The organism is Cellulosimicrobium cellulans (assembly GCF_007679345.1).
GTDB lineage: Bacteria > Actinomycetota > Actinomycetes > Actinomycetales > Cellulomonadaceae > Cellulomonas > Cellulomonas cellulans_A.
Genome location: NZ_VEGH01000001.1, coordinates 469,925 through 495,155 on the forward strand (window position 1 = coordinate 469,925; position 25,231 = coordinate 495,155).

Below are 25,231 nucleotides of genomic sequence, written 5' to 3' on the forward strand. Positions count from 1 at the left end.
CGTCCTCGACGCTACGTCGGCGGCACCACTCAGCCGCGGGGGACCCGGGCCTTTGAGGGGTCCACCCGGGCCGGCACCTGGGGCGCGAGCTCCCTGTAGGTGGCAGGCAGCGGGTCGGGGCGCGGGCCCCTCAGAGCGCCGCCGCCACCGCGCGCCCGGCCGTCCGCCCTGTCAGCAGGCACCCGCCCAGGAACGTGCCCTCCAGCGCCCGGTAGCCGTGCGCCCCGCCGCCGCCGAACCCCGCGGCCTCGCCCGCCGCGTACAGGCCCGGGACCGGCGCGCCGTCCAGCCCGAGCGCCCGGCTGTCGAGGTCCGTCTGGATGCCGCCGAGCGTCTTGCGCGTGATGACCCGCAGCCGCACGCCGATCAGCGGCCCGGCGGCGGGGTCGAGCACCCGGTGCGGCCGGGCGACCCGCAGCAGCCGGTCGCCGCGGTACCGCCGCGCGTTCCGGATGCTCTGCAGCTGCGCGTCCCTCCCGAACGGGTTCGCCAGCTCGGCGTCCCGCTCGCGGACCTGGCGCTCGATCGCGCCGGCGTCCAGCAGCGGCTCGGCGGTGAGGGCGTTCATCCCGGCGACCAGCTCTCGGAGCGAGCCCGCGACGACGAAGTCCTCGCCGCGCTCCTTGAACGCCTCGACCGGACCCGGGGCCCCGCGGCCCAGCCGCGTGCGGAGCAGCAGCCGGTAGTCGCGGCGGGTGATGTCGGGGTTCTGCTCCGACCCGGACAGCGCGAACTCCTTCTCGATGACCTTCTGGGTCAGCACGAACCAGGAGTGGTCGTACGGCTGCAGGTCCGGGTCCGCCCGCAGCAGCCGGAGGGTGCCGACCGTGTCGTGGCCGGGGAGCCCGGGCGGCGGCAGCCGCCGGCCCAGCGCGTCGAACCACACCGAGGACGGCCCGGGCAGGATGCGGATGCCGTGCCCCGGCCACACCGGCGCCCAGTTCGCGATCCCCTCGGTGTAGTGCCACATGCGGTCCCGGTTCACCAGCCGCACCCCGTCGGCGGCCGCGATGTCGAGCATCCTCCCGTCCACGGACGCCGGCACGCCGGTCAGCATCGTGCGGGGCGGCGTGCCCAGCCGGTCGGGCCACCAGCGGCGCACCCGCTCGTGGTCGCCGCCGATGCCGCCGGTCGCGAGCACGACCGCCTGGGCGGTCAGCGTGAAGTCCCCGACGACGTCGCGATTGGTCCGGACCCCGCGGGGGGCGCCGTCGCCGGCGAGGACCGCGCCGTGCACGCCGGTGACCGCCCCGTCGGTGCGGACCAGGCCGTCCACCCGGTGCCGGAACCGCAGCACCAGCCGCCCGTCCGCCGCGGCCGTGCGCACCCGGTCCGCGAACGGCTCGCTGATCCCGGTGCCGCTCCCCCACGGCACGTGGAACCGCGGCACCGAGTTGCCGTGCCCGCCGGGCAGCCCGTCGCCCCGCTCCGCCCAGCCGACCACCGGCGTGAACCGCACGCCGCGCTCGTGCAGCCACGGCAGGGCGTCCCCCGCGGCGAACTCCACGAACGCGCGCCCCCAGCGCACCGCCCAGGCGTCCTCGGGCAGGTCGCCGTCCAGCCGGTCCCAGCCCGCCGTGCCCTGCCAGTCCCGCCACGCCAGGTCGAGCGAGTCCCGGACGCCGAACCGGCGCTGCATCGGGCTGCCGACCAGGAAGATCCCGCCGAACGACCACCACGCCTGGCCGCCGAGGTTCGCCGGGCTCTCCTGCTCGACGAGGACCACCCGCCGGCCGGCCCGCACCAGCTCGTCGGCGGCGACCAGCCCCGCCAGGCCGCCGCCCACCACGATGACGTCCGCGTCCACGCGCACCCCCCGCCGCCCGCGGCTCCGCCCCGTCGCGGTGCCGGCTGCTGGGAGCCTAGCGAGAGGGCCGGGCGCGGCGCCGACCCCGTCAGGGGTGCAGCGGCCAGACCACCGGCACGACGAGCACGACGACCACGAGCCAGGCCACCGTGATCACGGCGCCCAGTCGCCAGTAGTCGCCGAACCGGTAGCCGGCCGGGTCCTTCACGATCATGTTCGCCGGGGTGGCCACCGGGGTGAGGAACGACGCCGCCCCGGCGGCCGCCACCAGCATCAGGACCGGCGCCGGGGCGACGCCGACGTGCTCCGCCGAGGCCAGCGCGATCGGCGCCACGACCAGCACCGTCGCCGCGTTCGACACGAACTGCCCGAGCGCGACCGTGAGCACGAACAGCGCGACGAGCAGCACCCGCCCGTCGCCCTCGGGCACCAGCCCGACCACCACGTCCGCCACCAGGTCGGCGGCGCCGGACTCCGCGATCGCGACGGACAGCGGGATCAGCCCGCCGATGAGGATCAGCGTCTCCCAGGGCACCGCCCGCAGCGCCCGGGGCACCTGCACGACCCCGGCCAGCACCATCGCGACCGCGCCGACCAGCCCCGCGGTGGCGGGGGCGACCGCGCCGGACGCCAGCAGCGCGATCGTCGCGACCAGCACCAGCACGGCGCGGGCGGCCGGCCACCCGAGCCGCGGGTCCTCGTGCACCGTCGCGCCCGCGGGCGGCGTCGCGGGCACGCGGTCCGGGAGCAGCCGCCCGCCGAGCAGCACGGTGACGGCGACGGTGACCAGCGTCAGCGGCACGCCGAGCCAGGCGAACTCGACGAACCCGAACCGCTCCCCCGTCGCCTCGGCCAGAGCGTCGGACACGATGACGTTCACCGGGCTGCCGCTGAGGGTCAGCAGGGCCCCGGCGCTCGCCGCGTACGCCAGCGGGATCGCGAGCCGGGACGTCGCGAGGCCGGCCCGGCGGGCGACGAGCGCCGCGACCGGCAGCACCGCGGCGGCGGCCCCGTTGGGGGTGACGAGCGCCGAGGAGAGGGCCGCGAGCGCCATGACGGCCACCAGCACCCGGCCGCGGGAGGTGCCGGCCCGCTCGAGCAGGCGGTCCCCCGCCCAGGCGGTGACCCCGGTGGCCTGCAGCCCCTCGCTGAGCACGAACAGCGTGGCGATGAAGAGGACGACGGGGTCGCCGAAGCCGGCCAGCGCCTGCTGCTGCGTCAGCACCCCGGTGGCGGCCAGCGCGAGGGCGGTGAGCACGGCGACCAGCGCTGCCGGCAGCCGGTTCCAGACGAGCAGCACGACGGCCGCGGCCAGCACGAGCAGACTGACCGCGGCGTCCGACACGTCCCGGCCCGCTCAGAGACCGAACGGCCGCGCGACCTCGCGGAGGGTGTCGGCGGAGTGCCGCAGCGCGGCGGCCTCCTCGTCGGACAGCGGCACCCGCAGCGGGGTGCCGGCCCCGGCGTGGCTCACGACCGTCGGTACCGACAGGCACACGTCGCCGAGATCCCCGTACCCGTCCAGCCGGGAGGACACCGGCATGACCCGGTGCTCGTCGTTCGTGATCGCCTCGACGATCCGGGAGCCGGCGAGCCCGATCGCGTAGCTGGTGGCGCCCTTGCCGGCGATGATCTCGTACGCCGCGTGCACCACGTCGTGCGCGATCCGGTCCCGGACCTCCCGGGTCAGCGGCTCCCGGCCCGGCAGCGGGTCCAGCTCCAGCAGCGGGACGCCGCCGATCGTCGCCGCCGTCCACAGCGGGACGGCGGTGTCGCCGTGCTCGCCGGCCACGTAGGCGTGCACGTTCTGCACCGCGACCCCGACGTGCTGCGCGATCAGGTACCGGAACCGCGACGAGTCGAGCACGGTGCCCGAGCCCAGGACCTGCTCCCGCGGCAGCCCGGAGTACCGGAGCGCGGCACGGGTGACGACGTCGACCGGGTTGGTCACCATCACGTACACCGCGTCCGGCGCCACCTCGGCGAGCCGCGGCATCATCGTCCGCATCAGGCCGATCGTCGCGCGGGCCAGGTCGGTCCGGCTCTGGCCGGGCTCCTGCTTGGCGCCCGCCGTCACCACCACGACGTCCGACCCCGCGCAGGCCGTGATGTCGTCGGTGCCGACGACGTGCGCCATCGGCATGAACTGGATGCCGTGCGCCAGGTCGAGCGCCTGCGCCCGGACCTTCGTCGTGTCGATGTCGTGCAGCACGACCTCCCGGGCCGCCCCACGCATGAGCACGGCGTACGCGAGCGTCGCGCCGACGGAGCCCGCGCCGATCACCGACACCTTCGCCGTGGGCGGGCGGACCGGCACGGTCCCGCCCTCCGCCGGCCGGTCGAGCCCCTCGACGTGTCCGTGCTCCTCTGCCACAGCAGCCCCCCTCGCCGCGCGAACGCCGGCACCCCCGGCGCGCTCCAGGCTAGGCCGCGCGGCGCCCGCTGGGAACGGGCCGCGGCTGCCCCGTCCCGCCGAGGGCCTGCGCCGACGCTCTCCGGCCCGCCCGCGCCCCGAGCGGCCCCGCGGGTCAGGCGGGCGACCGGCGGAGGCGGCGCGCCGCGACCAGCGCCGCGCCGGCCGCGACCAGCGCCAGGGCGGCCGCGGCGGCGGCGTCGGCCTCCGCGCCCGTGACGGCGAGGCGCCCGGCGCCGGTGATCCTCAGGTCGTCCCAGCCGATCAGCGTGCCGTCGGCCGCGACCACCGCCACCCGGTGCGCGCCCGCGGGGGCGTCCGCCGGGAGGGCGACCCGCACGGTGCCGTCCGTCGCCACGACCACCCGTCCGAGGTGCACCGGGGTGGAGTGCAGCCACACGTCGACCGTCTCGCCCGCGTGCGCCGTCCCGACGGTGATCGTGATCGTCCCGCCCGGTGCCGCGGAGGACGGGACCCGGACCTGGCCGCGGGTGGCCTCGGTCAGCGCGCCGGGCGCGACCGGGGCGGGAGCGGCCGGTGCGGCCGGCCCGGCGCCCGTGCCGGGGGTGGCCGGCGTCGTCCCCGGGCCGGCGCCGGGACCCGCGCCCGGACCGGCGCCGGGGCCGGTCCCGGGCCCCGTCCCCGGGTCGGTGCCCGGGTCCGTCCCGGGGTCCGTCCCCGGGTCGACCGGGTCGCAGTCGAGCGTCCCGCCGCGCAGCGAGTGCCCGTCGGTCGCCGCGTCGTCCGCGTAGAACGTCGCCACCGTGCCGTCGGTGCACTCCGCCCGGGGCGCGAGCGCGAAGCCCTCGTTCGCGATGTTCGCCGAGCCGGCGGGCCGGTCGTACACGTGCGTGGCGGCGAACGCGCCGTCGGCGCCGATCTCGTACAGCGCCGTCCGGCCCTCGCAGGCCTCGTCGCAGACGACCCACAGCGCGGCGCGGTCGGCGTCGAACTGCACGTCGGCGACGAGCGCGAGGTCGGTCTCGATGGTCGCGACCCGGGTGGACCCGCCGTCGTCGGCGAGGGCGTAGGCGTAGACCGCCGCGGTGCCCTCGACGCCGACGAGGAACAGGCCGGTGCCGTGCCCCGGGTACCGGGACGGCTGGTAGGCGGCGCCGGTCGTGGCGTCGACGAAGCCCCGCGCGACCAGGAAGCTGTCCGGGACCCAGGTGATGCCCTCGAGCCCCGCGTTGGCACCGAGCCCCGGGAAGTCCGCGGCGAGGTTCCACTCCCGGGTGGCGGTGAGCGTGCCGCTGGTGCCGGTCGCGTCGTAGCGCAGCACCGACGGCCGGCTGACCTTGCTCGCGGCGCCGCCGTCGCGCTCGGACGACACGTAGATCCCGTTCGCGCTGTCGTCGCCCACCAGGGTGACGCCCTCGGCGTCGACCACCGAGCCCGGCAGGCCGGTGCCCGCGGGGTAGGCGAGCACCTTGCCGGCGCCCCAGCCCTGCGTGGCGTCCGGGGCCCAGCCGCCCTGCCCGTCCGGGACGATCCGGTAGAGCAGGCCGTCGCCGTTCTGCACGGCCCACAGCGTGCCCGGGGCGCTCGTGCCGGACGGCTCGTAGTCGAGGCCGCTCAGGTCGCCGGCGAAGGTGCCCTCGGCGTCGAGCGTGCGCACGTCCGCGCCACCCGGCCAGGTCTCGGAGGTGATGATCCCTGCGCACTCGTTGCGCGCGCCCTTGGTGGGGGCGGCGGTGCTGGCGAACTCACCCGCGCCGTCGGGGCAGCGGCCGTACGTGGTGCCGGCGTGCGCCGTCCAGGAGTACGCGTCGACGACCGTGGCGCCGTCCGGCGTCAGCAGCCGCGCGCTGTCCGCGCCGCCGAGGCCGAAGCCGAACGCCGCCTCGTCGAGCACGAGGTAGCCGCCGGCGGCGATCGTGGTGCCGGCCGGGACCGGGTACCGGTGGGTGTCGTCCGCGTCGGCGAAGAGGTAGCCGGACAGGTCGACCTCGGCCACGCCGGTGTTCACGAGCTCGACCCAGTCGCCCGGGGTGCCGCCGCTCGACTCGACCTCGTTGATCCGCACCGGGACGCGGCAGTCGTTCGGTGCGCCCTTCGTCGAGACGCTGGTCGTGGCGAACGCGCCCGTGCCGTCCGGGCAGCGCCCGTAGGTGGTGCCGACGGCGTGCGCCGTCCAGGTGTAGGACGCGACCTCCGTCACGCCGTCCGGCAGGAAGATCCGCGCGGCGTCGGCACCGCCGAGACCGAAGCCGAAGTCGGGGTCGGTGGCGGTCTCGCCCTCGAGCACGAGGAGCGCCCCCGGCTCGACGACGGTGCCCGCGGCGATCCGGTCGGTCCGGCCGTCGTCGTCGTCCTTGACGACGTAGCCGGACAGGTCGAGGGCGGTCGTGCCCGTGTTCATCAGCTCGATCCAGTCGGTGTCGTCGCCGTTGGACTCGACCTCGTTGATCACCAGGGCACCCCCGGCGGCGGGCGGGGCGCAGTCGTTCGCGGCGCCCTTCGTGGCCGAGGCGGTCGTGGTGAACTCCCCCGTGCCGTCGGCGCACCTGCCCCAGCTCGTCGCCGGCTCCTGGGTCCAGGCGTACGCGTCGAGCAGCGTGGTCCCGTCCGCGGCGTACAGCCGGGCCGTGTCGGCCTTGCCGAGCCCGAACCCGGCGGGGTCCCCGTCCGTGTCCGTGTCCACCGCCAGGTACCCGCCGGGCGCCAGCACCGTGCCCGGGGGCAGCGCGAGCGTGCGGTCGTCCTTGTCGTCCTTCAGCACGTAGCCGGAGACGTCGACCGGCGCGGAGCCGGTGTTCACCAGCTCGACCCAGTCCTGCGCGACGTCGACCTCGTTGATCGCGACGGTGCCCAGGACGGGGGCCGCCGCGGGCACCCCGCCCGCCGCGAGCGCCGGCGCCGCGGTGCCGAGCGCGGAGGTGAGCAGGAGGGTCACGGCGGCGGCGGTCGCCGGGGATCGCCAGGTCTGTCGCACGACGGAGGGCCTTTCGCAGGTCAGGAGGGTCGTGCGCAGGGTCGCGTGCGGGCGCGAACGGCCGGTGAACGGCGGGCGACGCGGCGGCGGCCGGCGCCCGGACAAACCGGGCGGGCGTAGCAGGAGCCCGGAGGCGACGGGGACCGCACGGCCACGTGCATTGACGGGGGCCCTGGTGGCGTTCTACCGTGCTGCTTCGTATTAGCGAGGAGGTCCGGTGACGACGAAGTCGCGCAAGCCCAGCCAGCGCGACATCGCGCGCGTCGCCGGGGTGTCGCAGGCGGCGGTGTCCATGGTGCTCAACGGCAAGGCCGACCAGTACCACCTGGCCGCCGCCACCCAGGAGCGCGTGCGCGCCGCGATCTCCGAGCTCGGGTACGTCCCGGACGTCGCCGGGCGCTCGCTGCGCGGCGGTCGCAACGGGCTGCTGGGGGTGCACACCTACGAGTCGGTGTTCCCGGTCGCGGTGGAGGACTACTACCACGAGTTCCTCGTCGGTATCGAGCAGGCGGCGGTACGGCTGCGCCAGGACCTCATCCTGTTCGCGTCCACCGAGCGCGCCGACGGCACCCGCCGGATCTACGGCGAGCGGGGCAACCGTCTGCGGCTCGCCGACGGCGCCGTGATCCTCGGCCACCGCCAGTCCAGCGAGGAGGTCGCGATGCTCGCGGCCGAGGGCTACCCGTTCGTGTTCATCGGCCGGCGCCAGGTGCCGGGCGCCCCCGCGCCGTACGTGACGGCGGACTACGCCGCCGGGACCACTACCGTCGTGGACGCGGTGGCCGCCGCCGGGCACCGCCGTGTCGCCTACCTCGGGCCCGCTGCTCGGTTCTCGCCGCAGCACGAGCGGCACGCTGCCTTCACCGCGGCCGCCGCGGCGCGCGGGCTGACGGTCACGGCGGAGGAGTTCGCCGAGCCGACGTCCTTCGACGCCGATCGACTGGCGGCGCTGCTCGCCGACGGCACGACCGCCCTGCTGCTGGAGACCCCCGAGGTCGGACAGGCCGTGGCTCGCGCGGCCGGGGAGCGTGGGCTCGCGCTGCCGCGCGACCTGTCCGTCGTCGTCCTGGACCAGGTGTCCGGGGCGCTCGCCGGATGGAGCCACCTGGACGTGCCTCGGCGCGAGATGGGCGACCGGGCGGTGAGCGTCCTGCTCGGCGTCCTGGACGGGCAGCTCGGCCCCGAGCACCGCGACGTCGTCCCGTGCGGCCCGTTCGACCCGGTCACCGTCGCCGCCCCGCCCCACCCGTAGACCCGTTCCACCCTCCACCCACATGGCAGGCCCCCGGCTTGCTGTTACGAATCAGGAAGGACACTCGATGACGAGCACCTCCCACCGCCGGACCGCGGCGGTCGCCGTGGTCGCTGCTCTCGGGCTGCTCACCACCGGCTGCGCCCAGGGCGCGCCGGCCGGAGACGACAGCCCGGGCGGCGACGCCGACAGCATCACCGTGTGGTTCCCGGGTGCCAACCAGGCGGAGATCGACCTGGTCAACGGCACCATCGTCCCCGCGTTCGAGGAGGAGACCGGCGCGGACGTCGAGGTGACCTTCGTCGACTGGGGCGACCTGTCGCCCAAGCTGAACGCCGCGTTCGCGGCCGGCACGGCGCCCGACGTGTTCGGTCACGGGCCGGCTGCGGTCGCGGATTTCGTGGCCAACGACCGCGTCGCCGACCTCACGCCGTACCTCGACCAGCTGGACCCGGCGCTGGCCGAGGACGTCGCCGCGGGCCTGCCCGGTGGGCAGGTGGACGGAACGCAGTACCTGATCCCGCTGTCCCTGCAGGGCATGCTCGTGGCCTACGACGCCGACGCGTTCACCGCAGCGGGCCTCGACCCGGACGACCCGCCCACCACCTGGGAGGGCGTGCTGGAGGCCGCGCAGCAGCTGACCGAGCGCGACGGCGGCACGGTGACCCGGTCCGGGCTGCTCGTGCCGTCGAACCCGATCGGCACGGAGCAGGCGTTCGCCGGCTTCCTGTCCGCTGCGGGCGGCGCGCTGCTCTCCGACGACGGGGGCGAGGTCGCCTTCGACTCGCCGGAGGGCGAGCAGGCGCTGCAGTACTACGTCGACCTGTTCACGGGCGACCAGCCGGTCGCCGGGATGCTCGGCGAGGACTACGTCAACCTCCCGCCGGCGCAGCAGCCGCTGGTGCTCGGCGACGCCGCGATGGCGCTGCTGACGCCGCCCGCCATGAAGCAGGCGTTCGAGGCGGCACCGGACAAGGACCTGCGCGTCCTGCCGGCCCTGTCGTTCGAGGGCGCGGACCCCGCGATGTGGGGCGGGGCCGGGCCCGGCCTGATGATCAACGCCGACTCGCCGGCGCCGGACCTCGCCTGGGACTTCATCTCGTACATGCTCGACCCCGACGTCGCGGCGCAGTACACCGAGGGGATCGGCGCGGTGCCCGTGCACGCCTCGGCGGCCGAGTCCAACTACGTCAGCGGCAGCCCCGTGATGCAGGCGTTCGTCGAGGCCGCGCCGACCTTCGTGCCCAACCCGAACGTGACCGGCTGGGTGGGCATGCGCGACGCGCTCGACGCCCGGCTGCAGGAGGCGCTGTTCGGCAGCGCGGACGTCCCGACCACGCTGTCGACGGCCGCCGACGAGGTCGGGGCGCTCATCGGGGCCGAGGGCTGAGGACACCACCCGTGAGCGCTGTCGTCTCCACTCCCGCCGGGGTCGCCGCAGCGACGACCCCGGCGGGGGGCCCGCCGCCCCGCCGTCGCCGCAGGGGCCGGTTCACCGGCCTGTGGTTCGTCCTGCCCGCCGCCGTCGTGGTGGTGGCCTTCACCCTCGTCCCGGTCGTGTACGGCCTCGGGCTGTCGTTCACCGAGTACTCGCCGCTGGGCCGCACCGGCCCGCAGCCCGTCGGGTTCGACAACTACGTCGCCCTGGCGCAGGACGCCGGCTTCCGCCGGTCGATCGGGGTGACGCTGCGGTACGTCCTCCAGGTCCTGCCCGTGCTGGTGCCGCTGGCGCTGGTGCTCGCGATCCTGGCCAACCGGCCGTTCCGCGGCGTGGGGCTGTTCCGGTCGGCGCTGTACCTGCCGCACATCGTGTCCCTGACCGCGGTGTCGATGGTCTGGCTGTGGATCTACTCCCGCAACGGCCTGGTCAACGAGCTGCTCGACGTGCTGGGGATGGGGCCGCAGCGCTGGCTGTACGAACCCGACACCGCGCTGTCGGCCGTGTCGGTGATGCGGGTGTGGAAGGCCCTCGGCTCCAACATGGTGCTGCTGCTCGCCGGCCTGCAGTCCATCCCGCGGCACCTGTACGAGGCCGCCCGGATGGACGGCGCCAACGCCTGGCAGCAGTTCTGGCACGTCACCCTGCCCGGGCTGCGGCCGATGCTCACCTACGTCGTGACGATGGACATCATCTTCCTGTCCCAGTCGTTCGCCGAGATCTTCGTGCTGACGCAGGGCGGCCCGCTCGGGTCCACCACCACGGTCAACGTGCTGATCTACGAGCAGGCGTTCCAGTACAACCAGATGGGCACGGCCTCGGCGATGGCGTTCGTGCTGTTCGCGCTCATCATCGGCTTCTCGTTCCTGTCCATCCGCGGGCTGCAGGGGAGGAACCGATGACCGCGCTCGCCCCCACCCGCTCCCGACGCGTCCCGCGGCGCACCCGCGGCGACCGGCGCAGCCCGGGCTCGATCCTCGTCCTGGTCGTGGCCACGGCGCTGGTGCTCGTGCCGTTCCTGTGGATGGTGTCCCTGGCGTTCACGCCGGAGGAGGCGGCATTCGGGTCGGCCCGGCTGGTGCCCGAGGACCCGACGATCCAGAACTTCGTGCGGGCGCTGTCCGGCGGCGGGCTCGGCCGGGCGTTCCTGAACTCGCTGGTCGTCACCCTGATCGCGGTCGGGACCAACTGCGTCCTGGCGATCGCCGCCGGGTACGCGTTCGCGCTGCTGCCGTTCCGGGGCAGCACGGCGATCTTCTACACGCTGGTCTCGACGGTCGCGATCCCCGTGTCGGTGACGCTGATCCCACTGTTCCTCATGGCCAAGACGTTCCCCCTGACCGGGGGCAACGACGTGTTCGGCCAGGGCGGGACCGGGCTGCTCGACTCGCTCGGCGGAGTCGTCCTGCCCTACCTGATCATGCCGATGAACATCTTCCTGGCGAAGCAGTTCTTCTCGGCCTTCGACCTGGACATGGCCGAGGCCGCCCGGATCGACGGCGCGGGCGAGCTGCGGGTCTTCCGGCAGATCTACCTCCCGCTGGCCCGCCCGCTGGTCGCGGTCGTCGCGATCTTCACCTTCACCGGCGTCTGGGACGACTTCCTCTGGCCGCTGGTCGTCACCAGCTCGCAGGACATGCAGACGGTGCAGCTCGCGCTCACGCGGTTCCTGGGGAGCGGCAACGTCCAGTACGGCGCCCTGATGGCCGCCGCCGTGCTCGTGACGCTGCCCGTCCTGATCGTCTTCCTGTTCAACCAGCGCCACTTCATCTCCGGCCTCACCGAGGGCTCCGTCAAGGGCTGAGCCCCCCGTCCGACCCACCCGACCGCGCACCACGCGGGCCGGCCACGCGGCCGCGCCCGGAGAGAGAGCCACACGTGTCCCACGACCTGCACGCCGACCTCGTCGTCCTCGGCGGCGGCCTCGGCGGCGTCGCCGCCGCCCTCACCGCCGCCGACCTGGGCCTGCGGGTGGTCCTGACCGAGGAGCACGCGATGCTCGGCGGTCAGCTCACCACCCAGGCCGTCCCGCCCGACGAGCACCCCTGGGTCGAGAGCGACCTCACCTCTCCGAGCTACCGGCGGCTGCGCGACGGCATCCGCGACTGGTACCGCGACGGGTACCCGCTGACCCCGGCAGCCGCGGCCGACCCCGAGCTGAACCCGGGGCTCGGCTTCGTGTCCCGGGTGTGCGCGGAGCCGTGGGTAGGCGGTGCGGTCCTGGACCGGATGCTCGCGCCGCACATCGCCGCCGGGCGGGTGCGGGTGCTGCGCGGCTGGGTGCCCGACGCCGCCGACGTCGACGGCGACGCGGTGCGTGCCGTCACCGTGCGGCACGTGGCGTCCGGCGAGGCCCGGACTCTCACGGCGCCCCTGTTCGTCGACGCCACCGAGCTCGGCGACGTGCTGCCGCTGGCCGGCGTCGAGCACGTCGTGGGCGCCGAGGCACGGGAGGAGACCGGCGAGCTGCACGCCCCCGACGTCGCGGACCCGCGGGACCAGCAGGCGGTCTCCTGGTGCTTCGCCGTGGAGTACCGCCCGGGAGAGGACCACACCATCGACCGCCCGGCGGGCTACGACCACTGGCGCAGCCACGTCGACCCGTTCTGGCCCGGGCCGCAGCTGTCCTGGGAGGACGTGGAACCCATCACGCTCGAGCGGCGCACCCGACCGATCTTCGACGGACCGACCGACGCGCCGCGGGTCGAGGACCTGTGGCACTACCGCCGCATCCTCGCGCGGACCCAGTTCCGGCCCGGGTTCCTCGAGCACGACGTCTCCCTGGTCAACTGGCCGCAGATCGACTACTGGGCCGCCCCGCTGGTCGGCGGCACCGCCGAGGACCGCGCGACGGCGCTGGCCGGGGCGCGGGACCTGTCGCTGTCGTTCCTGTACTGGATGCAGACCGAGGCACCCCGGCACGACGGCGGCACCGGCTACCCCGGTCTGCGCCCCCGCGGGGACCTGCTCGGCTCCGACGACCACCTGGCCGTCGCCCCGTACATCCGCGAGTCCCGCCGGATCCGCGCCCGGTTCACGGTGACCGAGGCGCACATCGGCCGCGAGATGCGCGGCCCGGGCGTCCCCGCCGAGCAGTTCGCCGACACCGTCGGGCTGGGCTACTACCGGATCGACCTGCACCCGAGCACGTCCGGGCGCACGTACGTCGACATCGACTCGCTGCCGTTCCAGATCCCGCTGGGCGCTCTCGTGCCCGTCCGGGTGCGCAACCTGCTGCCCGCGGGCAAGAACATCGGCACCACGCACATCACGAACGGCGCCTACCGCCTGCACCCCGTGGAGTGGTCGATCGGGGAGGCCGTCGGCGCGCTCGCCGAGCACTGCGCCCGCACCGGTCTGGCCCCGCAGGACGTGCACGCGGACCCCGAGCAGGTCGCCGCCGTCCAGGCGACGCTGACCGGTCGTCTCGGGGTCACCCTGCACTGGCCGCGCGAGGTGCTCGAGTGGAGCCCGGTGCAGGACCACGTCCCCACCGAGGAGACCGTGCTGGCCGGGGACGCCCGGTGACCGCCCGGTTCCCGGCCGACTTCCTCTGGGGCGCGGCCACCGCGGCCTACCAGGTGGAGGGCGCGGCGCACGAGGACGGGCGCACCGACTCGATCTGGGACGCGTTCGCCCGGGTCCCGGGCGCGGTGCTCGGCGGCGACGACGGCGAGGTGGCCTGCGACCAGTACCACCGGTACCGCGAGGACGTCGCCCTGATGGCCGACCTCGGGCTCGGGGCGTACCGGTTCTCCACCTCCTGGGCCCGGGTGCGCCCGGACGGCGTGACCGGCCCCGGCGGTGTGAACCGGCGGGGCCTGGACTACTACTCCCGCCTGGTGGACGCCCTGCTCGAGCACGACATCGACCCCTGGGTGACGCTCTACCACTGGGACCTGCCGCAGGCGCTGGAGGAGCGCGGCGGCTGGGCCGAGCGCGACACCGCGGAGCGCTTCGTCGAGTACGCGCTCACGGTGCACGACGCGCTGCGCGACCGGGTACGGGTGTGGACCACGCTGAACGAGCCGTGGTGCTCGGCGTTCCTCGGCTACACCGCGGGCGAGCAGGCCCCCGGGCGGCAGTCGCCCGCGGACGGCCTGCGCGCCGCGCACCACCTGCTGCTCGCGCACGGCCTCGCGACGCGCGAGCTGCGCTCCGTCGACCCCGGGGCGACGCTCGGCGTGACCCTGAACTTCGCACCCCAGACCCCGGTCGACCCGACCGACGCCGCAGACGTGGACGCCACCCGGCGGATCGACGCGCAGAAGCACCGGGTGTTCCTCGACCCGCTGTTCCGCGCCGCGTACCCCGCGGACCTCCTCGAGGACCTGGCCGCCGGCGGGCTGGGCGACGTGCTGCCCGGTGTCGTCCGCGACGGCGACCTCGCCGCCATCGCGACGCCCGTGGACGTGCTGGGCCTCAACTACTACGCGGGCGAGGCCGTCTCCGCGCGTCCCGATCCGCACCCCCCGGTCCCCCTGCCCACCGGCGGGCGGCCGACCTCGTCGCCGCTGCCGCTGCCGGACGGGATCCACCTGCACTCGCGCGGGCTGCCGCGCACCGGCATCGGCTGGGAGGTCCAGCCGGACGGCCTCACCGCGCTGCTGCTCCGGTTGCACCGCGAGTACACCGGCCCTGCCGGCGTCCGGCTGGTCGTGACCGAGAACGGCTCCGCGTGGCCGGACGAGGTCGGTGCCGACGGCCGCGTCGCCGACCTGCCGCGGCAGGACTACCTGGTGCGGCACCTGCGCGCGGTCGCCGACGCGGTCGGCGCCGGGGCCGACGTGCTGGGGTACTTCGCCTGGTCGCTGCTCGACAACTTCGAGTGGGCCTGCGGCTACAGCCAGCGCTTCGGGCTCGTGCATGTGGACTACGCCACCCTGGCCCGCACCGTGAAGGACAGCGGCCGGCTCTACGCACGGGTGGCCGCGACAGGCGTCGTCCCCGACGCCTGACCACCGGGCCGGCCGGGCACGCCCCGGCCGGCCGCACACCAGGAGGAGGCACGACGATGACGTCAGACCCGAACCGCGGACAGGGCGCGTGGTGGACCACGAGGCCGGTGCCGCGCAGGACCGTGATGGCGGGGATCGTCGCGGCCTCCGCCGCGGCCGCGCTCCCGCTCGGCGCCGGCAGCGCCGCCGCCGGGACGGTCACCTCTCAGGACGCGTCCGTGACCTACGACGCCGCGGCGGGGACCTGGACGCTGCGGACGGCCACCCTGGAGCGCGTCCTGCGCTTCTCCGCAGGCACGTTCCAGCAGACCTCGCTGCTCAACCGGGCGACCGGTCGCCAGTTCCAGCAGTCCGGCGTGTCGGCCGAGTTCCGGGTGCGCGCGGGCGGCGTCGACCACCGGGGCTCGTCCGGCGGGTGGACGCTCGTGGGCCAGACCACCGGCCGCCGCGCGGACGGGGTGCTCGTGCTGACGATCGACCTGCAGAACGCCGTCCTCGGCGTGCGCCGCACCTACCTGCTCTACCCCGGCACGGCGTTCGTCGAGGACCGGACGCACGTGACCAACCGCACCGCCGGCCCGCTCGAGGTCACCGACTGCTCGGCCGTGAGCATGCGCGTCCTCGGTGGCGACGCCTCCCGGGTCCAGCTGTACACGATGACGGGTGACAAGGCGTCGACCAGCCCGTGGCACCAGCTCCAGGGGCCGTTCTCAATGGCCTCCGGGCTGCGCAACCCGGGAGGGCGCGGAGGCAACGGCCACGCGGAGTTCCTCACGCTTCGCGACCCGGACACCGGCGACGGCATCGTCGTGACCTGGGACTACACCGGCAACTGGGTCCTGAACGTGGGCGACTCCTACGGCAAGATCCTCGTGGAGCCACGCACGACCACCGCGACGGCGCTCGCGCCCGGTGCCACCATCCACGGCCCGCTCGGCCGCATCGGCCTGTACCGCGGCGACATCGACGACATGGGCAACGCCCTGCTCGGCTTCACGTACCGCTACCTGTGGGAACACACGCACGACGCCTACTTCCCGATGATCAGGTACGGCGGATACGGCTCCGACCGCACCACGATCGTGCAGAAGATCGAGCAGCTCGCCTACCTCGGGGGCGACATGGTGTGGATCGACGACGGCTGGCAGGACGCGGTCGGCGACTGGAACGACCGCCCGGACGAACCGCTCGCCGAGTACCGAGCCCACGCAGCACGGCACGGTCAGCACCTCGGCCTCTGGCTCGTCCCGTGGGGCGCTGAAGCCGGTTCGGCGGTGGCGGCGGCGCACCCGGGCTGGATGGTCGACCCGACCGACCGCAAGGCCGGGCTGGACATCCGGCGACCCGACGTCGTCGCCCACATCCGGCAGGTCGTCAACGCCCGTCAGGCGGAGTTCGGGCCGTTCCAGCTGAAGACCGACTTCGGGGCCGACTCCGGCGACCCGGTCAAGGCGCACGCGACCATGCAGGTCCTGCGGACGTTCGTCGAGGACAACCCCGACGCGTCGCTCCAGCTCTGCTCGGACGGCGGCGGCCTGCTCACCATGGGCACCGCCGCACTGTCCGACCTGGTGCTGCAGCAGGACGGCCCGGCCTCGCGCGCCGAGGGGTACTGGTCGTCGCTGCTGTACCCGACCGAGAAGCTGATCTGCTCCTACGGGCGCTCCAACATTGGCGCGCCCTACCAGCCGGCCAACCGCCACCTGCTCAGCTTCCACCTGACCGTCGCCGGGGACACCACCGCCGGCCCCGCTGCACTGGAGCCGCTGCGCAAGGACGCGGACCTGTACCGGTACCTGCGCGCCCGCGGAGTCCTCGGCCGGGGCGTCAGGGTGTACCGGCCGACCGTGGACGCGGGACAGGACCCCACGGGCATCCTGCTCAAGCTCAGCGAGGACGGCGTGCGTGGCTACATCACGTTCCCGATGGGCGCGTTCGCAGCGGGCGCGTCGGTCGTGGTCGTGCCGAAGGGCCTGACCCCGGACCGGTCCTACACGGTGTCGTCGCAGGAAGGCACCGTCGCCCGAGCGACCCGGACCGGTGCCGAGTGGACGAGTCAGGGCTTCGCGATCACCGGCTACCGGGACGGCGAGGTCATCTACCTCAACCTCGAGGACCGGCCCGGTGCCGGCTACGACCGCACGCCGCCCGGCGCGCCCTCCTCCGCGACGGCTGCTCCCGCACGGCGGGTCGGCTTCGACGGCGTCGAGCTGTCCTGGGCCCCCGGTACCGATGACACCTGGGTCTCGTACGTCGAGCTGCTGAAGAACGGGGCTCCGTTCTGGAAGGTCAGCAGGGGCGACTACTACTTCGACCGAGCAGGCACCACGTCCGACACCTACGACCTGCGGACCGTGGACGGCGACGGCAACGCGTCGAGCCTCGTCCGCGCGCTGTGGGCGTGAGGCGTCGGAGCGATCGCGGCCTCGTCGCCGCCCATTGAGGAGGCCCGCCACCTCCGACCAGCGTTATCGCTGGTCAGGAGGCTGGCGGGCCTCGTCACGCGGAGACGGTGGGATTTGAACCCACGGAAGGGTTGCCCCTTCACGACCTTAGCAGGGTCGCGCACTAGACCTGGCTATGCGACGTCTCCAGACTGCGACACAGTACCGGGCGTCCCGGGCACCCGGCAAAGCGGCCCGCGCGGGCCGCCCGCGGCACGCGACGGGTCAGTGCTCGAAGCCCCACTCCCGGTCGGTCAGCATCCGCGCGACGGCCAGCCCGACCGACAGCGCGACGACCACCAGGCCCGCCTGGACGCCGTACGCCAGGGCCTGGGTGGTGTCGCCGTTCGACAGGTAGAACACCGACCGGTAGGCCGAGACCCCCGGGACCATGATGACGACGGCGGGGACGGACACGGTGATCCGCGGGACCCCCAGCCGCGGCGCGATCACGGCGGCGAGCAGCCCGACCAGCAGCGCCGCCCCCGCCGCCGCGGCCTGCGGCGCGACCTCCCCGACGAGGTACAGCCGCCCCGTGTTGGCCACCATCCCGACGACGGCGGCACCCAGGGCCATCCGCCAGGGGCTGTTGAACATCAGCGCGAAGCCGAGCACGCCGACGAAGCTCGCGACCATCCGCAGCGCCAGGAGCAGCCCCGAGTGCAGCACCGGGCCGGCCTCGGGGTCCGGGGACAGCCCGACCGCGATCGACACGCCCCAGACCGCGAGCGCCGCCGAGGTGAGGATCATCAGCGCGTAGGTCAGCCGGGCGACGCCCGCCGAGAAGTCGAGCTTCGCGAGGTCGAGCCCCCCGGTGACCAGCGGGAAGCCGGGCACCAGGAACAGCACCGCCGAGACGTAGCCGGCCGCGTGCCGCACCTCCGTGGCGCCGAGCTCGTGCACGGCCGACACCAGCCCCAGGTACGCCAGGCAGGCCAGCGCGGCGGCCAGCATGGTGACGCCGAACTGGTTGAACCCGCGGTGCAGCAGCAGCCGCCGGGTCAGCTGCCCGAGCCAGGCCGCGACGAAGGCGCCGGCCATCTCGACCGGGCCGCCGTTGTTGAGGAACGCGAACGCCGCGCACGCGACCGCCGCCCACAGCGCGTTGACGGCGTCGGGGTAGAGCGGCCGCTTGCGCTCGATCCGGTCGAGCTCGGCGGACACCTCCTCGACGGTCGCGCGCCGGCCCGACCGGGCGAGGTCCCCGGCGAGGTGCTCGAGCTCCGCCAGCCGGTCCGCGTTGATGCCGACGGACCGGACCTCGGCGACCTCGGTGCGGAAGCTCGGGCCGCGGTGCGACGTCGTGGTGATCTCGGTGAGGGTCACGTGCGCCTCGTGCCGGTCGACGCCGATCGCGCGCGCGATCCGCGCCATCGACGACTTGACCCGGTACGACCCGGTCCCGGCGGACAGGCTCAGCCGGCCGACGCGCAGGGCGACGCCGGACTGGCGGATGAGCTCGAGCTCGTCGTCGGTCGGTTGGGTCGGCACGCGCACCATGATGACGGGCCCGCACGCTGGTGAGCGGGACGTCGGTACCGGGTGGCGCGGTGCCCGGGCGCCGCCCCGCCACGCCTCGCCGCCGGGCGCGCCTGTCGGTACCGTGGCCGGACGCGCTGGTCGGGGGACCGGCGGACGAGGCATCGGGGGCACGGTGCGGGCGAGGTCGGGTAGCAGCGCGCGGCAGGACGGCACGACGACGGCACGGGCGGCGGCGGGGCGCGCCCGCGGCCGGTGGGCCGTCGCGGCGCTCGCCGGGCTGCTGCTCGGCGCGCTCGCACCGGGCGCCGGCCCCGCGCAGGCCGCGCCGGCGGACGACTGCGCCGCGCCGACCCGGACCGTCACCGGCTCCGCGTCCGGCACCGCCCTCGACGTCGCCCCGGGCGAGGTCGTGCTGCTCGCCGGCGGGACCCAGGCCGGCGGCGTGAACGCGCTGCCCGCGGGGGCGACCCTGTGCGTCGCGGCCGGCGCGACCCTCGCCCCGGCCTACCTGAACAACGCCGCCGGCACCCTGTACGTGGCGCCCGGCGGCACCGCGACCATGCCGTCCACCGCCGTCAACGCGGGCTTCGTGCTCGACAACGCCGGCACCGCCACGTTCGCCGGGCTCGCCCTCAACGGCCCCGGGACGGTGACCAACCGGGCCGGCGCCACCCTGACCGTCACCGGTGCGTTCACCCCGGCCGCCGGCACGATCGTCAACGACGGCACGCTCGCGCTGCCGGGCGGGGCGACGCTGAACTCCCCGGTGTCGCTCACCAACAACGGCACCCTCACCGCCGCGGGCACGACGATCGTCAACGGGCCGTTCGTGAACGCGGGCACCGCGACGCTCGGCGGGGACCTCGTGGTCAACGGCTCCGGCTCGCTGACCAACCTCTGCGTGCTCAGCGCCGCCGGCGGCTTCACGAACAGCGGCGGTTCCAGCAGCACCGGCCTGGTCGCGCTCGGCGGAGGCTTCGTGAACCAGGCCACCTGGCGGCAGACGCCCGCCGCCGCGCTCACCGCGACGACGCTCGCGGACGACGGCACGGTCACCGGGTTCGGCCGGTACGTGTTCACCGGGACGACCAGCGTGCAGGGCGGGTTCGACGGCGACACCCGGTTCATCCCGATCTTCGTCGACGTCCCCGGCACCACGTTCCCCGACACCGGCGCGGGTTCGGTCACGAACGTCGACGTGCGGGACCTGGCGGTGCCGGGGCCCGCCGACTACCCGGCGCTCGACTGCGCCGACCCGGCCGCGCCGGCGTCCGCCGACGTGCAGGTCACCAAGACCGGGCCGGCGGACGTCGGCCCCGGCGGGCAGCTCACGTACACGATCGACGTGACGAACGCCGGGCCCGACCCCGCGGCGGGCGTCACCGTCACCGACGACCTGCCCGCCACGCTCACCGGCGTCACCGCCTCGGCCGGCGGGGTGGTCGCGCCGCCCACGGTCACCTGGTCGCTCGGCACGCTGGCCGTCGGCGACACCGTCACGCTCACCGTGACCGGGACCGCCCCGGCGGACGGGGTGCTGGTGAACACCGCGCGAGCGTCCGCCACGACCCCCGACCCCGACGCCTCGAACAACGACGGCACCGCCGCTTCGGAGACGGTGACGACCGAGGTCGCGCCCGGCCCCGACGTGGCCGGCCCGCCCACCGCCGACGACCTCGTGCGCGAGACGGTCGTGGGCCGCCCGGTCGTCTCCGCCGTGACCGGGAGCAGCCCCGACCCCGACCTGCAGCTGCGGTTCAGCACCGTGACCGGACCGTCCGACGGCACGCTGATCCTGCTGCCGGGCGGGAGGTTCGGGTACCTGCCGGACGCCGGGTTCGTCGGCACGGACACGTTCACCTACCGCGTCTGCGACAACCAGACCCCCGCGCAGTGCAGCGCGCCCGCGACCGTGACGCTGATCGTGCACCCGCTCGCGGTCGACGACGAGACCACCACGCTCGTCGACCGACCCGTCACCATCGACGTGCTGGCCAACGACCCGCCCGGCGCCGCGCTGTCGACCACCCTGGTCGACCCGCCCGACCACGGCCTGGTGACCGTGGACCCCGCGACGGGCACCGTCGTCTACACGCCGGGACCGGGGTACCTCGGCACCGACTCGTTCACCTACCAGGCGTGCGCCCCCGACGACCCGACCGACTGCGCCACCGCGGTCGTCACCGTGCACGTCTGGCCGGACAACGCGCCGCCGGTCGCACCGCCGCTGTTCCTGGAGACCGCCGTCGACACCCCGGTCGCGGGCGACCCCGCCGTCAGCGACCCGGACGGGGACGCCGTCGCGATCACGTCGACGTTCCCGACGTCCGCCGGGGGGACCGTGACCGTCTCCGGCGGGACCACCACGTACACGCCGCCACCCGGGTTCGCGGGGCGGGACCTGTATCAGTACACGGTGTGCGACGACGGGACGCCGGTGCTGTGCAGCACCGGCCTGGTCACCGTGCTGGTCGACCCGGTCGCCGTCGACGACGCCGCCACGACACCCGAGGGCACGCCCGTGACCATCGACGTCGCCGCGAACGACCGGGGCACGGTGCTGGCGCCGGACGTCACCGCCGGGCCCGGGCACGGGTCGGTCGCGCTCGTGGACGGGGCGCTCGTGTACACGCCGGCGCCCGGGTTCGTCGGGACGGACACCTTCACGTACCGGGTGTGCGCGGCCGACGTGTCACCGGCGTGCGCGAGCGCGGTGGTCACGGTGACGGTCACCGGGGCGGGCGGTGGCGACGACGGCGGGACCGGAGGCGGCGGCGGGACCGGGGGCGGCGGCGGGACCGGGAGCGGCGGGTCGGGCGGGTCGGGCGGCAGCGGGGGCTCGACCGGCGGGACCGGCGCGCCCGTGGCCGGGGACACCCTGCCGCGGACCGGCGCGGACAGCGCGCCGCTCGCGGCGGTCGCGCTCGCCCTGGCAGGGGGCGGCATCGCCCTGCGCACGGCCACGGGCCGGCTCCGTCGGGGACACCGCGCGCGACGCTGAGGCGGGACCCCGGAGGGCGCTCGACCGGCAGCGCCGGCGTGCGCTGGAGCGGGGACGGCCGGGGCCGATACTGGACCCCGTGCCGACCCCGACCCGCTGCCCCTGCCTGAGCGGCCTGACTTACGACGAGTGCTGCGGCCCGCTGCACCGCGGGGAGCGGGCCGCCCCGACCGCGGAGGCGCTGATGCGGTCGCGGTACAGCGCGTTCGCCGTGGGTGACCCCGCCTACCTGCTGGCGACGTGGCACCCGTCCACCCGGCCCGCGGCGATCGACCTGGACGACGCGACGGTGTGGCGCCGGCTCGACGTGCTCGCGACCTCCGACGGCGGGCCGTTCGACACCGGGGGGACGGTCGAGTTCCGGGCCTCGTACAGCGACCCGAGCGGTCGCGGGTCGCTGCACGAGGTGAGCCGGTTCGTCCGCGAGGACGGCGCGTGGACCTACGTCGACGGGTCGGTGGACCCCGGCCGGCGCTGACGCGCGCGCAGGACGAGCGCGCCGGCGGCGACCAGGGCGAGCGCGAGCAGCGAACCCGCCGCGAGCGCGCCACCCGTGACCGCCAGGCCACCCGGGTCCGTCCCGGTGCGCGGGGCGCCCGGCACCGTCGGGCCGCCATCCGGGGCGCCGCCGTCGACGCCCCCGCCGGTCGTGCCGCCGCCCCCGCCGGCGCCGCCCTGGCCGGGCGGCGTGGTCGGCCCGGGGCCAGGGCCCGGCTCAGGATCCGGGCCGGGCGCAGGATCCGGGGAGGGGACGGGCTCGGGCGACGGCTCGGGCTCCGGCTCCGGCGAGGGGTCGGGCTCCGGCTCGGGCTCCGGCTCGGGCTCCGGCTCCGGCTCGGGCTCCGGCTCCGGCTCCGGCTCCGGCTCCGGCTCCGGCTCCGGCTCCGGCTCCGGCTCCGGCTCGGGCTCCGGCTCGGGCTCCGGCTCGGGCTCCGGGTCGACCACCATCTCCGGCACCAAGGCCGTCGTCCCCGCGGTCACCGGCTGCACGGCCGGCACCCCCGCGGGCGCCTGCGCACGGGCGGTGGCGGTCGCGTGCACCTCCCCCGCCTCCCGGTCGGCAGCGGTCACCACGTACACCTCCGTGGCCGCGCAGCCGGTCACGTCCCCGGGCGCCAGGGTGGTCGCCGCGCACACGACGTCGCCGGCGGGCACGTCCCCCACCTGCAGGCCGGTGACGGCGACGTCGTGCACGGTGACGGTGCCGGTGCTCGCCACCTCGAACGCGTACCGGACCCGCACCTCGGACACGCCGGGGGCGTCGTCCTGCTCGACGGTGGCGGTCATCTCCAGCGCGATCTCCGCCACTGCGGCGCGCGTCGGGGTCGTGACGGCGTGCTCCCCGTCGGCCGGCGTCCCGGCGGCCGTCCGCGCGGTCGCCCGGGCGACCGCCGCGACCCCGCCCGCCACGAGGTCCGCCTCCGTCACGACGTGCTCGGCGTCCCCGGTGCAGGTGGTCGTGGCACCGGGGTCGAGCTCGGTGGCCCCGCAGGTCGCGGAGCCGGCGCGGTCGTGCTCGACGACCAGCCCGCTGAGCGGCAGGTCGCCGGTGTTCTCGACGGCGACGTCGTACCGCACGACGTCGCCGACACCCGCGACGTCGTCGCCGTGGTCCGCCACCAGCACGGCCTCCTGCGTGACCGCGAGGGCGGCGGTCGCCGCGACGAGCGGGACGTCGAGCGTGCCCGGGACGGGGACCAGCGGGTCGGCGTGCGCCGGCACGGTCGCGTCCGGGGACGCCACGCTCCTGACCCCGGAGGCGAGCAGGTCGGCGTCCCGCAGCACGTAGGGCTCCGCCGCGCAGACCGTCGCCTCGCCCGGCGCCAGCGCCGTCGCGTCGCAGGTGACCGCGACGCCCAGGTCCTCGCGGACGCGCACGTCGGTCAGGTCGACGTCGCCCGTGTTCCGCACCTCGTAGGCGAGCAGGACGAGGTCGCCCGCCGTGACGAGCCCGCCCGGGCCCCCGTCGACCACCGCGGACGTGGTGATCTCGAGCCCGGGGCTCCCGGTGATCGCCACGAGGACGTCGTCGGTCGCCGTGACGGGCCCGTCCGCGCCGATCGCCGTCGCCCGTGCCGCGTTCAGCAGCTCGCCGGCCCGGGCGTGCTCGGCCCCGACGACGACCTCGACCCGGCACGTCACCGACGCGGTCGCGGAGCCGGCGGGTCCGAGCTCGGGCACCGTGCACACCGCGTCGGGTCCGACCAGCGGGTCGTGCACCTGGACGTCGGTCAGCGGCTCGGCGTCGGTGTTCGTGACCACCAGGTCGAACGGGACCGCGCTGCCGGCCCGGAACGCGTCCGGCAGGTCGTCGGTCTGCGCCACCTGGACGACCAGGTGGAGGGGCGACAGGGGCTCGACCGTGCGGACCTCCACGTCGCGGATCAGGTGCACGTCGCTCACGGCGCCCGTCGCGGCGGCGAAGCCCAGCTTGTACGTCGCGGGCGCCTCCTCGGCCATGGTGTGCGTGAGCACGGTCTGGTAGGCGGTGCGGGTCCCGGTGAAGTCGATCTCGACCGTGACGTCCGGCCGGACGTCGGGGCTGACGGTGACGCGCACGTTCCGCTGCGCGGCCGCGAGCAGCGCCGTCGTCGAGGTCCAGCCGGAGGCGTCGAGCCGTTGCGCGGACCTGTCGAGCTCCCGGGTCGCGAGCCAGCAGTAGCCGGTGCCTCCGTCGCCCGGGCCGCGGACGGTCACCGCGTTCGGCACCAGCCCGGCGGTGTACGGCGACGGCGCCGCGCACCCCGCACCGCGTCCGGTGTCGTCCCGCGCGAAGTTCCCGTACAGGTCGAACCCGACGCCGAGGTAGGCGCCGGAGACCCCCGGCGTCGTCCGGTCCTGGGCGTAGCCGAGGCTGCCGCCGAAGGCGCCGAGCTCGCGCAGGTCGTGCGCGCCGTCGACGAGCACGAGCCCGATGCCGTCGGCGCCGTCCCCGCCGCGGGGTCGGTACATGTACTGGTCGTACTCGACCACGAGCCCGGCACCTGCGGGGACGGCGCGGTCGAGGGCCACGCCGCCCGCTTGGCTCACCACGTCGTCGGTGAGCTGCAGGAAGCCCGGAGCCGCGCCGGGCGTCGGCCCGCTGCCGCTCCCGGGCGGGCAGGGCCCCAGCGCGGACCCGCCGGCCACCGGGGGCGTCAGGCCCGTGGACGCGCCGGTCAGGCAGACCGAGCCGAGCGGGATCACGCGGGGGTCCGCGACCGCCCGGCCCTCGAACGTCTCGAGCAGCAGCAGCGACCCCTCGTCCGCCGCGGCGGGCCTCGGTGCCTCTGCGGCGGGGACGCCCACCGCCCCCGCGAGCGCCAGGGCGAGCGCCGTCACGGTCGTCCCCAGGGCGCGCGCCACTCGGCGCGCCGGTGTTCTCGGCATCTGCGTGTCCTCCTCCGGACGGCTCCCGCGCCGTCGTCTGGACCGCATGCCAGCGCAGCGCGACGCACGATGTCTGGGCCCGTAGGTGGACGATGGGACTTTTGCGTATCACCACCGGTGCAGCAACGTCGT

The 25,231-nt window shown here is 75.5% G+C and carries 15 protein-coding genes and 1 tRNA gene; 9 read left to right on the forward strand and 7 right to left on the reverse strand.

What is annotated here, in order from left to right; translation table 11 throughout:
* Window positions 1-130: 130 nt before the first annotated feature.
* From FS882_RS02215 to FS882_RS02230, 4 genes are all read right to left on the reverse strand, one after another.
* Window positions 131-1,807, reverse strand: coding sequence for an FAD-binding dehydrogenase (locus FS882_RS02215; protein WP_158370303.1), 1,677 nt, complete (start codon window positions 1,805-1,807; stop codon window positions 131-133).
* Between the two features lie 88 nt (window positions 1,808-1,895).
* Window positions 1,896-3,152, reverse strand: a complete 1,257-nt coding sequence (locus FS882_RS02220) for an SLC13 family permease (protein ID WP_158370305.1) — start codon at window positions 3,150-3,152, stop codon at window positions 1,896-1,898.
* Window positions 3,153-3,164: 12 nt separating this feature from the next.
* A complete protein-coding gene (locus FS882_RS02225; RefSeq protein ID WP_158370462.1) occupies window positions 3,165-4,124 on the reverse strand; it encodes an L-lactate dehydrogenase in 960 nt (319 codons plus the stop codon).
* A gap of 211 nt (window positions 4,125-4,335) precedes the next feature.
* On the reverse strand, window positions 4,336-7,116 hold the full coding sequence (locus FS882_RS02230; RefSeq protein WP_158370307.1) for a lamin tail domain-containing protein: 2,781 nt from the start codon (window positions 7,114-7,116) through the stop codon (window positions 4,336-4,338).
* A gap of 256 nt (window positions 7,117-7,372) precedes the next feature.
* Here FS882_RS02230 and FS882_RS02235 point away from each other — a divergent pair, with 256 nt between their 5' ends.
* From FS882_RS02235 to FS882_RS02265, 7 genes are all read left to right on the forward strand, one after another.
* Window positions 7,373-8,407 carry a LacI family DNA-binding transcriptional regulator gene (locus tag FS882_RS02235; RefSeq protein WP_158370309.1) on the forward strand — a complete coding sequence of 345 codons (1,035 nt, stop codon included), beginning with the start codon at window positions 7,373-7,375 and terminating at the stop codon, window positions 8,405-8,407.
* 67 nt (window positions 8,408-8,474) lie between these two features.
* A complete protein-coding gene (locus FS882_RS02240) occupies window positions 8,475-9,797 on the forward strand; it encodes an ABC transporter substrate-binding protein (RefSeq protein WP_187365088.1) in 1,323 nt (440 codons plus the stop codon).
* Window positions 9,798-9,808: 11 nt separating this feature from the next.
* Window positions 9,809-10,747: a carbohydrate ABC transporter permease gene (locus FS882_RS02245; protein ID WP_158370313.1), complete on the forward strand. Its 939-nt coding sequence runs from the start codon at window positions 9,809-9,811 to the stop codon at window positions 10,745-10,747.
* Window positions 10,744-11,649, forward strand: a complete 906-nt coding sequence (locus tag FS882_RS02250; RefSeq protein ID WP_158370315.1) for a carbohydrate ABC transporter permease — start codon at window positions 10,744-10,746, stop codon at window positions 11,647-11,649. The genes FS882_RS02245 and FS882_RS02250 overlap by 4 nt, the downstream gene beginning before the upstream one ends.
* Window positions 11,650-11,723: 74 nt before the next feature.
* Window positions 11,724-13,373: an FAD-dependent oxidoreductase gene (locus FS882_RS02255; RefSeq protein ID WP_158370317.1), complete on the forward strand. Its 1,650-nt coding sequence runs from the start codon at window positions 11,724-11,726 to the stop codon at window positions 13,371-13,373.
* Window positions 13,370-14,803, forward strand: a complete 1,434-nt coding sequence (locus FS882_RS02260; RefSeq protein WP_158370319.1) for a glycoside hydrolase family 1 protein — start codon at window positions 13,370-13,372, stop codon at window positions 14,801-14,803. Before FS882_RS02255 ends, FS882_RS02260 begins: the two co-directional genes overlap by 4 nt.
* Before the next feature lie 107 nt (window positions 14,804-14,910).
* Complete coding sequence (locus FS882_RS02265) at window positions 14,911-17,208, forward strand: alpha-galactosidase (RefSeq protein WP_187365089.1); 2,298 nt, start codon at window positions 14,911-14,913, stop codon at window positions 17,206-17,208.
* Window positions 17,209-17,307: 99 nt separating this feature from the next.
* Here the strand turns inward: FS882_RS02265 and FS882_RS02270 are convergent.
* Together FS882_RS02270 and FS882_RS02275 are read right to left on the reverse strand one after the other, a co-directional pair.
* Window positions 17,308-17,396, reverse strand: a tRNA-Ser gene (locus FS882_RS02270).
* 76 nt (window positions 17,397-17,472) lie between these two features.
* Window positions 17,473-18,738 carry a threonine/serine exporter ThrE family protein gene (locus FS882_RS02275; protein WP_262348006.1) on the reverse strand — a complete coding sequence of 422 codons (1,266 nt, stop codon included), beginning with the start codon at window positions 18,736-18,738 and terminating at the stop codon, window positions 17,473-17,475.
* Between the two features lie 163 nt (window positions 18,739-18,901).
* Here FS882_RS02275 and FS882_RS02280 point away from each other — a divergent pair, with 163 nt between their 5' ends.
* On the forward strand, window positions 18,902-21,730 hold the full coding sequence (locus FS882_RS02280) for an Ig-like domain-containing protein (protein WP_158370325.1): 2,829 nt from the start codon (window positions 18,902-18,904) through the stop codon (window positions 21,728-21,730).
* Window positions 21,731-21,809: 79 nt separating this feature from the next.
* Window positions 21,810-22,208: a YchJ family protein gene (locus FS882_RS02285; RefSeq protein ID WP_187365090.1), complete on the forward strand. Its 399-nt coding sequence runs from the start codon at window positions 21,810-21,812 to the stop codon at window positions 22,206-22,208.
* On the opposite strand, the gene FS882_RS02290 is transcribed toward FS882_RS02285, so the two are convergent.
* The gene (locus FS882_RS02290; RefSeq protein ID WP_158370327.1) at window positions 22,172-25,099 is read right to left on the reverse strand and encodes a lectin-like domain-containing protein; all 2,928 of its coding nucleotides are present in this window, start codon (window positions 25,097-25,099) and stop codon (window positions 22,172-22,174) included. The two genes, FS882_RS02285 and FS882_RS02290, sit on opposite strands and share 37 nt — an antisense overlap.
* Between the last annotated feature and the right edge of the window lie 132 nt (window positions 25,100-25,231).

Excerpts from the sequence above, each read along its gene's own strand:
- FS882_RS02250 (WP_158370315.1), top strand. The coding sequence starts at position 10,744 with ATGACCGCGCTCGCCCCCACCCGCTCCCGACGCGTCCCGCGGCGCACC.
- FS882_RS02290 (WP_158370327.1), bottom strand. The coding sequence starts at position 25,099 with ATGCCGAGAACACCGGCGCGCCGAGTGGCGCGCGCCCTGGGGACGACC.
- FS882_RS02240 (WP_187365088.1), top strand. The coding sequence starts at position 8,475 with ATGACGAGCACCTCCCACCGCCGGACCGCGGCGGTCGCCGTGGTCGCT.